Annotated in this window: 8 protein-coding genes; 7 read left to right on the top strand and 1 reads right to left on the bottom strand. The window is 62.9% G+C overall.

Annotated features, from left to right (window positions below; all coding sequences use genetic code 11):
- The first annotated feature begins 130 nt into the window (after positions 1 to 130).
- From aspA to M5B96_RS21820, 7 genes are all read left to right on the top strand, one after another.
- A complete protein-coding gene (aspA, locus tag M5B96_RS21850) occupies positions 131 to 1,555 on the top strand; it encodes an aspartate ammonia-lyase (RefSeq protein WP_248799092.1) in 1,425 nt (474 codons plus the stop codon).
- Positions 1,556 to 1,952: 397 nt separating this feature from the next.
- A complete protein-coding gene (locus M5B96_RS21845; RefSeq protein WP_248799091.1) occupies positions 1,953 to 3,398 on the top strand; it encodes an alanine/glycine:cation symporter family protein in 1,446 nt (481 codons plus the stop codon).
- A gap of 133 nt (positions 3,399 to 3,531) precedes the next feature.
- A complete protein-coding gene (locus M5B96_RS21840; protein WP_248799090.1) occupies positions 3,532 to 4,536 on the top strand; it encodes an asparaginase in 1,005 nt (334 codons plus the stop codon).
- A 476-nt stretch (positions 4,537 to 5,012) separates the two neighbouring features.
- Entirely contained in the window at positions 5,013 to 5,417 is a 405-nt protein-coding gene (locus M5B96_RS21835) for a hypothetical protein (protein ID WP_248799089.1), read from the top strand.
- A 49-nt stretch (positions 5,418 to 5,466) separates the two neighbouring features.
- A complete protein-coding gene (locus M5B96_RS21830) occupies positions 5,467 to 6,459 on the top strand; it encodes an AraC family transcriptional regulator (RefSeq protein WP_248799088.1) in 993 nt (330 codons plus the stop codon).
- A gap of 197 nt (positions 6,460 to 6,656) precedes the next feature.
- On the top strand, positions 6,657 to 7,688 hold the full coding sequence (locus tag M5B96_RS21825) for a histone deacetylase family protein (protein WP_248799087.1): 1,032 nt from the start codon (positions 6,657 to 6,659) through the stop codon (positions 7,686 to 7,688).
- A 12-nt stretch (positions 7,689 to 7,700) separates the two neighbouring features.
- Entirely contained in the window at positions 7,701 to 8,801 is a 1,101-nt protein-coding gene (locus tag M5B96_RS21820; protein ID WP_248799086.1) for a polyamine ABC transporter substrate-binding protein, read from the top strand.
- A gap of 130 nt (positions 8,802 to 8,931) precedes the next feature.
- Here the strand turns inward: M5B96_RS21820 and M5B96_RS21815 are convergent, their stop codons facing one another.
- Positions 8,932 to 12,312, bottom strand: coding sequence for a dermonecrotic toxin domain-containing protein (locus tag M5B96_RS21815; RefSeq protein WP_248799085.1), 3,381 nt, complete (start codon positions 12,310 to 12,312; stop codon positions 8,932 to 8,934).
- Positions 12,313 to 12,352 lie beyond the last annotated feature (40 nt).

The following is a 12,352-nucleotide window of genomic DNA, read 5'->3' as shown; positions in this document are numbered from 1 at the left end:
ACGCGTCACACCGACATTATGCCGTTTGTGCATAGGCCAGTGCTGAACAGCATTGGCCCAAAAATTCGGCCAAGCCTAGCATTGCCAACGTTCCGGCACCGACCGGGTTCTTATCGAGATGATTTCTATCATGTCCTCCGCTGCATCTTTCCGCACAGAAAAAGACCTGCTTGGCGTACTCGACGTACCCGCCGACGCGTATTACGGCATCCAGACCCTGCGAGCGGTGAACAACTTCCGTCTCTCCGGCGTCCCGATCTCGCACTACCCGAAACTGGTCGTGGCCCTGGCCATGGTCAAGCAGGCCGCCGCTGACGCCAACCGTGAGCTCGGTCACCTGACCGAAGCCAAGCACGCGGCCATCAGCGAAGCCTGTGCCCGACTGATCCGCGGCGACTTCCACGAGCAGTTCGTGGTCGACATGATTCAAGGCGGCGCTGGCACTTCGACCAATATGAATGCCAACGAAGTCATCGCCAACATCGCGCTGGAGGCCATGGGTCACAGCAAGGGCGAATACCAGTACCTGCACCCGAACAACGACGTGAACATGGCGCAGTCGACCAACGACGCCTACCCGACGGCCATTCGCCTGGGTCTGCTGCTGGGCCACGACGCCCTGCTCGCCAGCCTCGACAGCCTGATCCAGGCCTTCGCCGCCAAGGGTCAAGAGTTCAGCCACGTCCTGAAAATGGGTCGTACCCAGCTGCAAGACGCCGTGCCGATGACCCTCGGCCAGGAATTCCGCGCCTTCGCCACCACCCTGAGCGAAGACCTGGCGCGCCTGAAGACCCTGGCTCCGGAGCTGCTGACCGAAGTCAACCTGGGCGGCACCGCCATCGGTACCGGCATCAACGCCGACCCGCGCTACCAGCAACTGGCGGTCGACCGCCTGGCAACCATCAGCGGCCAGCCGCTGGTGCCCGCCGCCGACCTGATCGAAGCCACCTCCGACATGGGCGCCTTCGTGCTGTTCTCCGGCATGCTCAAGCGCACCGCGGTCAAGCTGTCGAAGATCTGCAACGACCTGCGCCTGCTGTCCAGCGGCCCGCGCACCGGGATCAACGAAATCAACCTGCCAGCGCGTCAGCCCGGCAGCTCGATCATGCCCGGCAAGGTCAACCCGGTGATCCCGGAAGCGGTCAACCAGGTGGCGTTCCAGATCATCGGCAACGACCTGGCCCTGACCATCGCGGCCGAAGGCGGCCAACTGCAACTGAACGTGATGGAGCCGCTGATCGCCTTCAAGATCTTCGACTCGATCCGCCTGCTGCAACGCGCCATGGACATGCTGCGCGAACACTGCATCGTCGGCATCACCGCCAACGAAGAGCGCTGCCGCGAGCTGGTGGAACACTCCATCGGCCTGGTCACCGCGCTGAACCCCTACATCGGCTATGAAAACGCCACCCGGATCGCCCGCATCGCCCTGGAAAGTGGCCGCGGCGTACTGGAACTGGTGCGCGAAGAAGGCTTGCTCGACGACGCCATGCTCGCCGATATCCTGCGCCCGGAAAACATGATTGCTCCGCGTCTGGTTCCACTGAAGGGCTGACCTTCGGTGCCGGATTGCAACACGCTCACCAGGTCGAGGGACTAGACACCTCTCACCTTTTGAGGGCCTGAAGGTCACTCTTCAGGCCCTTTTTTTACACCCGGAAGTAGGAAGAAGGCTCTACCTCGCCCCCTGCCTTCAGAAGAAATACCCTGCGCTTCGTCGTCTGTCCTACAAACCAGTACAGACGACCGCGGTGCTCATCGGTATAGTGCCGCCCCTCTTCGCGTAAGCGATCCGCGGTACAGCGGCACTGAAACACGCGAAACAACACTAAAAACAACCCGCGAAAGCTCGGGATGAAGCATCGCCAGCCCACACTGCCCAGTGACATCGGGTGTAACGCGATCTTTCAATCGAGCCGCCTTTGCATCAAAAAACAGCGAGGAACCACTCCATGCTTGAGGTCATCAACGACTTCCTCTCAGGGAAACTACTGATCGTGCTCATTGTCGGGCTCGGTAGCTACTTCACGATCCGTTCGCGGTTCGTCCAGTTCCGCCATTTCCGTCACATGTTCACCGTCTTCAAAGAGTCCCTTCGCGGTCAAGCAGGCCAACTGAGCTCGTTCCAGGCATTGATGCTGAGCCTCGCCGGCCGCGTTGGCGCCGGTAACATCGCCGGTGTCGGCATCGCCGTAACCCTCGGCGGCCCGGGCGCCGTATTCTGGATGTGGGTCACCGCACTGGTGGGCATGTCCAGCAGCTTCTTCGAATGCACCCTGGCCCAGGTCTACAAGCGCGCCGATGGCGACGGCCTGTACCGCGGCGGCCCGGCTTACTACATCCAGCACGGCCTGAAGCTCAAAGGCATGGCAGTGGTGTTCTCCGTCCTGCTGCTGGTCACCTACGGCTTTGCCTTCAACGGCCTGCAGTCGTACACCGTCACCCACTCGCTGCAGAATGCCTTCGGCTTCTCCCCGAACCACACCGGCATCGCCCTGGCCGTCCTGTTGGCGATCGTCTTCGTCGGCGGCATCAAGCGTATCGCCTCGGTTTCCGACCTGCTGGTTCCGGTCAAGACCCTGGCCTACATCGGCGTCACCCTGTATGTGATCGGCAGCCAGATCGAGCACGTGCCGGCCATGCTGGAAACCATCTTCAAGAGCGCCTTCGGCCTTGACCCTGCGTTCGGCGGCCTGCTCGGCAGCGCTATCGTCATGGGTGTGAAACGTGGCGTGTTCGCCAACGAAGCCGGCCTGGGCAGCGCCCCGAACGTCGCCGCCGTGGCCGCCGTGAAGCACCCGGGTGCCCAGGGCGTGGTCCAGGCATTCAGCGTGTTCCTCGACACCTTCGTGATCTGCACCTGCACCGCGCTGCTGATCCTGCTGTCGGGCTTCTACACCCCAGGCTTCGAAGGTGACGGCATCGTCCTGACCCAGAACTCCCTGGCCGCCGTGGTCGGTGACTGGGGCCGCGTGTTCGTCAGCGTCGCCCTGTCGCTGTTCGTCTTCACCTGCATCCTCTACAACTACTACCTGGGCGAGACCAGCCTGCAGTTCCTGACCCGCAACCGCGTCGTGTTGATGGTGTACCGTGGCCTGGTGCTGGCACTGATCGTATGGGGTTCGGTGCAGAACCTGTCGACCGTGTTCGCCTTCGCCGACATCACCATGACCTGCCTGGCCTTCGTCAACCTGATCGCCCTGGCCCTGCTGTTCAAGATCGGCCTGCGCGTGATGCGCGACTACGACGAACAACGCCGTGCCGGCGTCAGCCAGCCGGTGTTCGACTCGAGCAAGTTCGCCGATCTGGACCTGGACCTCGAAGCCTGGCCGACCCCGGGCAAAACCGCGCCACGCGAGCAAGACGCTGTCCAAGGCGTGCCGGCCACGCAACGCTGATCGCTCCCGCGGGCGGCGCCCTGCCGCCCGACGCGACAGAGACCAACGAGTGGCGTCCTGCCACTCGACGTGACACACCTTGCGCGCGCAGGCATGCTGCGGTGCAAGGTGCATTCGTCCAGGAGAACCATCAATGACTTCCGCTTCCTATCCTGCCGCGCAGCACGTCATGGTGCTCTATACCGGCGGCACCATCGGCATGCAGGCCAGCGCCAACGGCCTGGCCCCGGCTTCCGGTTTCGAAACACGGATGCGCGAACAGCTCTCCAGCCAGCCAGGCCTGAGTGTGCCGGACTGGCGTTTTCGCGAGATGGCGCCGCTGATCGACAGCGCCAACATGACCCCCGAGTACTGGCAGCGCCTGCGCGAGGCGGTGGTTGAGGCCGTGGACGGGCAACACTGCGACAGCGTGCTGGTCTTGCACGGCACCGACACCCTGGCGTATAGCGCCGCGGCCATGAGTTTCCAGTTGCTGGGCCTGCCGGTGCCGGTGGTGTTCACAGGTTCCATGCTGCCGGCGGGCGTGCCGGACAGCGATGCCTGGGAGAACGTCTGCGGCGCGCTGGTCGCCTTGGGCCTGGGCCTGCCGCCGGGCGTGCACCTGCACTTCCACGGTGAAATGCTCTCGCCGACCCGTTGCGCGAAGATTCGCAGCTTTGGCCGGCACCCGTTTGCGGCACTGAATCGCACGGGCGGCGGGGCCAAGGTCGGGGCGCTACCGGCGCAGTTGGATTATCGCCAGGGCAAGCAACTGGCGAGCGTCGGCGTGTTGCCGCTGGTACCGGGCATCGGCGCCGCTCAGTTGGACGGCATGATCGACAGCGGTATCCAGGCGTTGGTGCTGGAGTGCTTCGGCAGCGGCACCGGGCCGAGCGATAACCCGGCGTTTCTCGCCAGCCTTGAGCGGGCGCGGGACAAGGGGGTCGTGGTGGTGGCGATCACGCAGTGCCATGAAGGTGGCGTCGAGCTGGACGTGTATGAAGCCGGTAGCCGTTTGCGCGGTGTCGGCGTACTGTCCGGCGGCGGCATGACCCGCGAGGCGCTGTTCGGCAAGCTGCATGCGTTGCTGGGCGCGGGCCTGGAGCTGGCTGAAGTGCGGCGGTTGGTCGAGCTGGATCTGTGTGGCGAGTTGAGCTGAATCACCGCTCAACTTGCCAGTTAGTCAAATCAGGAAATTTGAAGCCGAACGCGATCCACTGTGGCGAGCGGGCTTGCCCGCGCTGGGTCGCGAAGCGGCCCTAAAACCGGTGCATTCTGTCTATCAGGCAGACCGAGGTGCCTGGTTTGACGACTGCTTCGCAGCCGAGAGCGGCGGTGCGGTATTCCGACAAGCACGCTCGCCAAAAGTCCGCGTTTGATTTCAAATTGCCTTGACTGAACGGCACCAGGGTTTGCCACAAAACCGCGCTCGGCTTCAAATTTCATGAGCTGACTAGCCTACACACCAGACAAATCACTTTTTCTTGAGCGACATTTCCTAGAAAATCCCAACGCCTTGCGCCTGTCCAGCCACGTGACTAGTCTCCGTTTGTCACTGCCCAATTGCAGTGAACGGGTTTAGTCGCCCGAGCTCAATAGGCGCACGGCTCCATGACATCAATAGGATGTCATCGCATGGATAAAATCGTCCCTGATCCGCCCAGCAGGACCGCCCGCGCCCGGATCACCGCCATTCTCAAGAAAGCCAACGCCGACCTCTTGCAGGTCCTCAACAGTCAGCGCCACGAACCGCCGCTGCTGGCCGCCCTGAAAGAAACCGCCGCCCGCCCCGGCTGCGTCAACGACGGCCGTCACCTCTCGCTGTTCAACGTGCAGGAAGGCATCAGCGCCGAGCAGGCGCTGATCCATGTGTCATTGATGCTGCGCTGCGCCGAAGAAGTCTCCGATGAAATCACCGAATACGGCAGCGGCGTCGAACGCGGGCTGATCTGGTCGATGGTCCATTCGGTGGAAATGGCCCGGGCAGTGGTCGATGCCTTATTGGCGGGGTCGCAACCCACCGCCGACGCTGTAGCCTGACGGCACACAACTTGCTCGATTCCCATACCTCCCATGGATGGAATCGAGCATGCTCCACTCTCACCTCACCACCCTCAACGCGGTTTCCCTGGTGCTCAACACCTTCCGCGACAAGGGTTTTGCCAGCGATGCGCTGCTGGCCGGCAGCGGCATCAGCGCCGCCGACCTGAGCCGCGCCGACACCCGCATCACCACCAACCAGGAAATGCAGGTGTGCAGCAATGCCGTGGCCCTGCGCCGGGAAATCGGCCTGGAACTGGGTCGCCGGATGCATGTCTCGGCCTATGGCATCCTCGGCTATGCCCTGCTCACCAGTGCCACCTTCGGTGACGCTTTGCGCCTGGCCCTGCGCTATCCGGCGCTATTGGGAACACTGTTCGAACTGAGCCTGGAAGCCGACGGCGAACGGATCTGGTTCACCGCCGCGGATTATCGGGAAAACCCGCAGTTGGCGGTGTTCAACACCGAGCTGTGCCTGGCCTCGCTGAAAGTCATCTGCGACGACCTGCTGGGGCACCCGCTGCCCTTGCTGGCGGCACGCTTCGAGCACGAGGCGCCGGACTATCAGACCGACTACGGCAACAGCTTCGATTGCCCGCTACAGTTCTCGGCCGGCAGCAACGCCTTCGCCTTCGACCAGCATTGGCTGGAGCAACCCTTGCCCCTGGCGGACGCCATCACTCACCAGGCCATGGCCGAGCGCTGTCGCAAGCACAACCTGGAGTTCACCGGTCGCCAGGCCTGGCTCGGGCGCATCCGCCACTTGCTCGCCGCGCAACTGCATACCGCCCCAGGCCTGGAGGGCCTGGCCGAACAGATGAAATGCTCGGCTCGCACCCTGCGCCGGCACCTCAACGACCTGGGCTGCAGCTATCAGGAGTTGCTCGACGAACTGCGCTTCGAACGGGCCAAACAGTTACTCAGGGAAGGTCAGCTACCGATTCACCGCATTGCCGATGAACTGGGCTTCAGTGAAACCGCCAGCTTCCGCCATGCCTTCGTGCGCTGGAGCGGCGTCAGTCCGAGCCAGTTCCGCCCCTGAGGCGCCAAGCCCACGCCAACACCGCCAACCCGAGGCCGCGTGTTGCGCCCCCAAAAAGGGCCCCTACGCCCCGTTCAGGGGCGAAATAAGGACACATTTTTTGGCCATATCAGTCCCCTTTTGGCCGCTCCCGCCGTTCTCCCAAAAGCGCCAGGCATCAAGAATGAGGCCACGTCCACGCTACCGGAGAACAATAAATGCTGACGGTCTACTCAGACGATCACCACCTGCACCACGGCCGCTGCGAACTGATCGACGGGCAATTGATGCCCTGCTTCGAAATGCCTTCGCGCGCCGACCATATACTGGCCCGTGTGCAACACCAGGCCCTGGGCCCGGTGTGCGAACCGGAGGACTTCGGCCTGGAGCCGATCCGCCGCGTTCACGACGAGGCCTACCTGAACTTCTTCAAAGGCGCTTGGGAGCGTTGGGCCGAACAAGGCCATGACGGCGACCTGCTGCCCTTCACCTGGCCGGCCCGCACCCTGCGCCGGGTGATCCCGAAAAACCTGCACGGCGAACTCGGCTACTACAGCTTCGACGGCGGCGCACCGATCACCGCCGGTACCTGGCAGGCCGCCTATAGCGCGGCCCAGGTCGCCCTCAGCGCCCAGGCCGAAATCCAGCGCGGCGCCCGCAGCGCCTTCGCCCTCTGCCGCCCGCCGGGACATCACGCCGCCAGCGACCTGATGGGCGGTTACTGCTACCTGAACAACGCCGCCATCGCCGCCCAGGCGTTTCTCGACCAAGGCCACAAGAAGGTCGCGATCCTCGACGTCGACTATCACCACGGCAACGGCACCCAATCGATTTTCTATGAGCGCGACGATGTGCTCTTCACCTCGATCCACGGCCACCCGGAAGCCGAGTTCCCATTCTTCCTCGGCTATGCCGACGAGTTCGGCGAAGGCGCCGGCGAGGGCTTCAACTTCAACTATCCGCTGGCCGCCGGCACCGCCTGGGAGCAGTGGAGCGCGGCGCTGGAACAGGCCTGCGGCGAGATCGAACGCTATGCCCCCGATGTCGTGGTGGTTTCCCTGGGCGTGGACACCTTCAAGGACGATCCGATTTCCCAGTTCAAGCTCGACAGCCCGGACTACCTGCGCATGGGCGAACGCATCGCCCGCCTGGGCAAGCCGACGCTGTTCGTGATGGAAGGCGGCTACGCGGTAGAAGAAATCGGCATCAATGCCGTGAACGTACTCGAAGGTTTCCAATACGCTCTATGAGGAATTAGAACAATGAACAAGCTCAAGCGTCTTATTGCTCCAGCCCTCTGCGCCGCCGTGCTCGGCACCGCGGCCCACGCCGAGGAGCGCACCCTGCGGGTCTACAACTGGTTCGACTACATCACCCCCAAGGCCCTGGACGACTTCAAGGCCCAGAACACCCAGGTCAAGTTGGTCTACGACATCTTCGACACCAACGAGGCCCTGGAAGCCAAGCTGCTCACCGGCAACTCCGGCTATGACGTGGTGGTGCCGTCCAACGTGTTCCTCGCCAAGCAGATCGAAGCCGGGGTGTTCCAGCCGCTGGACCGCAGCAAACTGCCGAACTGGAACCACCTCGATCCCAAGCTGATGAAGCTGATCGAGGCCAACGACCCGGGCAACAAGTTCGCCGTGCCCTACATGTACGGCACCATCCTGATCGGCTTCAACCCGGACAAGGTCAAGGCGGTACTGGGTGACAAGGCGCCGGTGGACAGCTGGGACCTGATCTTCAAGGAAGAGAACATCAGCAAGCTCAAGCAATGCGGCGTCGCCTTGCTCGACTCGCCATCGGAGATCCTGCCGCTGGCCTTGCAGCACCTGGGCCTGAACCCCAACAGCAACAACCCCAAGGACTATGAAAAAGCCGAGGCGCTGCTGCTGAAGATCCGTCCGTACATCACCTACTTCCACTCGTCCAAGTACATGGCCGACATTGCCAACGGTGACATCTGCGTGGCCGTCGGTTATTCCGGCAGCTTCTCCCAGGCCGCCAACCGCGCCAAGGAAGCCAAGAACGGCGTGGTGGTGGACATGCGCCTGCCCAAGGAAGGCGCGCCGATCTGGTTCGATATGCTGGCGATCCCCAAAGGGGCGAAGGACACCCAGGACGCCTACACCTTTATCAACTACCTGCTGCAACCCCAGGTGATCGCGCCGATCAGCGACTTTGTCGGTTATCCGAACCCGAACAAGGACGCCACCGAAATGGTCGATCCGGCGATCCGCGGCAATCCCAACCTGTACCCGACCGAAGCGGCGATGAAAACGCTCTACACCTTGCAGCCGCTGGAGCAGAAGGCCGAACGGGCACGCACACGGGCCTGGACCAAGATCAAGTCCGGAATCTGAGGATTACCACCGGCTCGTCCCAGCGATCGGGGCTTGACGATATTTTGCGCGCAAACACCGGCTCCCACAGCTCGGCATTCCACCAGCAAAATATCGTCACGCCCAGTCTTTGCGCTGGCGCAGACTGTCTTCAGCCGCGCAACGACAGGAACAGCGTCCCTGCTGTCTCGGGGTCGATCGGCCCGCGCCAGATGGGCTGGACTTTCCCCCCGGCGCTCGCCTGGGCGATCTGAAACCCGAGCCCCAGATAACGCTGCGCGCGGGTCTTGAGGTGCGCTTTGACATAGCTGGCCGCCGGCGTGGTCGCCGTCGGGTAATGGAAGTGCGCGAACCAAAACGACCCGCCCTGCCTGTCGCTGATGCCGTACTCCTCCAGAAAATCGGTGCCCTTGCCCTGGGAAATATCCCGGCGCTCACCCAGCTTGCGGATCGTGATCTGCCCTTGCGCGTGCAGAAACCCGACAGCGGCAGCGCTCGGCAACCTTTCCTTGGTCAACCTGATCCGCAGGCTCAGGCCCTGGTTGGCCAAGGTGTTTGCCGCCTGCTCCAGATCGGAAATCAGCGACCGGGGTGACTGTGAAAGTCCTTGGGTCAACGCGCTTAACTCCTTGATAGCCTCTTCAAAAGGCTGCGCCTTGAGCTCGAGTATGTTCTGGATGTCGAGAGGCGAAGCCACGACGCTCGCCGTGCGCTCGGCATCCGCCAGCAGCGCCGGCACGCTTGCCAGCAGATCACGGGCCTTCTTCTCCAGCGACTTCAACTTCTTCGCGGCGCGCACACTCAACTCCCCCACGCCGCCCAGCAGGCGCAGGCCGCGGTCCAAGCGCCAGCGCCCGGCGCCGTCGCTTTTCAGCCAAGGCCCCTGGAGTGCCGGGTGGCTATCATGAATGATCACCACCCCATCGAGCTTGCGCGCCACCCGAAACCAGGCCTCGTCGACCTGGGCATAGAGCAAGCCGTCACGCTGATACAAGCCTTGCCACTCCCCCGAAGCCAGCACACTGCCCGGAGCCTCGGACAACGGCAGTTTGAACTTCTCGAGCCGGACCAGTTCGGAGGCGCTGAACTGACGTCCCGGACGGGTCCAGGCAAACACCAACTGCTGCGCGACGCTGACCGCCGGCGCCTTGATCACGGCGTTGTCGATGATCGGCCCGGGACGCACGGCCCCGGCAGCAACCTCGGCTTTAGCGATGAACGGCCGACGGTGATACACCAGCACCACCGCCAGGTTCAGCAAGACATCGGCGAACGCCACCCAGGGCTGCGCGGCATTGGGATCTGCGAAGGTCTTGAGGCTGGAGAGCAATTGCACGATCAACCCCAGACTCGCCAGCGGGCCGGGCAGAAAGGGTTGCAGCAAGCCGAACAGGGCCCAGCCCAGATCGACGAAACGATTCCAGCGGTCTTCGGCATTGGATACCGAGTCCGCCTCGGCATGCGCGATCAACGCCTCGACGCTGGCGGCGAACAGTGCGGCGCCAAACGAACCGGACAGTGGTGTGGTATCGAGTGCAACCGGCAGTGGGGTCTCAGGTACGTCCCAATCGGAAACAATCACCCTACCCAGATGGGGTTCCTCGAACCCGCCATGGTCATAGATCATCCGCGCCAGCGGGTCCAGGCCGGCGAGAACCGACTGCTGCAAACCCCCTTCCACCTTGATAGCCGCCAACAAGCCATCAAATGAAGAGAATTCGAGCAAGGGTGCGGCGCTGCCTGGGCAGAACAACACCTGCGGCCCCTGCTCCGTCGCCTGCGGACCGATCACAAACATGTTGCGCACCCGGTCCGCCGTGGCATTCGGGTGCACCAGGAAAGCCAGCGGCCTGACCACAATGTCCCGCCCCAGGACCGTCTGAACGCCAACGTCTTGCGTCACCAGCGCTTCGACATAACGCTGGGCGGGTTCGCTCAATTGCTGGTTGAGTCGCAACTCCAGCGCCAACATCGGCAACAGCACCCTCAGGTAGTCGGTAAAAAGCCGCTCCTGCCGGGTGCGCTCGGCCAGGTCATATCGCAGTTTCTGCCTGAGCAAATCGGGGTAGGTCCTGCCGATATCGACGTCACTCACCGCCGTGCGCAGCGCCTCATAGGTCATCCAGGCGGGCGCGGGTTGACCTTTGTAGCGCACCTGCGCGGACGCCGTGCACGGAAAGGCCTCAAGGTTCTTCAACGCCAGGGCGGCATAGTCCTGGGACTGTGTCACATCGCGAAAGCCTGCAGGGTTGAAGCTTTTGTTGGCCAGTTCGACCGCGCTGTTCGTGCCCAGCGTCAAGGTCAAGCCGATATCGCCGACCGACACGGGCGCAGCCTTTGGATACTCTTTCTCCAGACTCGCCTGCAATGCCTGGCGCGCAAAAGCGAGGATATCGGGAATGCCGTCGAGAAACGCCTTGCCGGCATGCCGTCGATGCACCGACGCCAGCGCCGCCACATACTCCCCATAACAGGTGCGAAGCGATGGCGCGGCATTGCGCAGCCAGCCGGGAAGCAAGTCGTGCAACTGACCCAGCTTCGTCTCGTGACCGGAACGGAAGGCACCGACCAGGGACTGCAATCCGCTGAGCTCATGCAATCGCTGATCAAGTGCCGACAGATCGCGAAAGTCGCCCGGCTTGATCGCCGCAATGGCCTCCAGTTGGCGGGCCAGCAGGCTCACGGTCAGGGCATCGAAGACATGATGGTCCGGCGAATAATTCCTGAAATCCGAGCCCTGCCCGCTCAAGGTCAACCCCAGGGAGGCTTCCAGCGCTTCGCTGGAATCGAACGCTTCGATCCCGCCGAACAGGCTGTAGAGCAAGACGATCTGGCGCTGGCCGACCCAGCGGCTCAACACCAGCGCCTGGACATGCAAGGGCTCGGGATCCTTGTCGCGGGTATCGATGATCGGGATATAGGCCTGCGCGCAGTCACTGCCGAACCTGACCCGGCGCGCCTCCAGGTCGGGATAGTCGAGCACCATCTGCACGGTGGCCAGTTCATCGCCCGAAAGCGCCGCGCACACCTGGCGCAATTGCGCGGCGAAGAATTCGGAAAGCCGCTGCCAGGGCGCGACATCCTGTTCCAACGGCAAGCTCCAGAAGTCGACCAGTTCCTGTTTATACGCATCCAGTAGCAACGGCGCCCATTCGCTCAACAGCGTCTCGACCTTTTCAACGCCCAGGAGCAACTTCTGCGGATACTCGGCACCCGGATAGAGCGTCAGATAGCTGCCCGGCGGATGAACCAGCTCCTTTTCACCCAGGAAGCGCTCGATCAGCAGGTGCGCCAGGGGCAAGATCCGGTATTGCACACCGGCGCTGTCGTCTTTGCCGGGTTCCGGCTCAATGAGTGCGACATTCACCAGCCGCGCCCCGGACGACGGCAATTCATCTTCCAGCATGTCCCGCACCAGCCCCGGCGCGACGCTTTCCAGGCTCGGGCGGCGGGCAAAATAGTCACTGAGGGTGTAGACCAGCGAAGCCTGTTGGTTTTCGCTCAAGGTGGTGCCAGCGAGGGCGGATCTCATGGGTATTCATCCTGGTTTCGGGTTCCAGGAACACCTAATC

Origin of the sequence: Pseudomonas sp. MWU13-2105, assembly GCF_023242315.1 — a bacterium.
Lineage (GTDB): Bacteria > Pseudomonadota > Gammaproteobacteria > Pseudomonadales > Pseudomonadaceae > Aquipseudomonas.
Note: the sequence above shows the minus strand (reverse complement) of the source record. Positions and strands in the feature narration are given on the sequence as shown.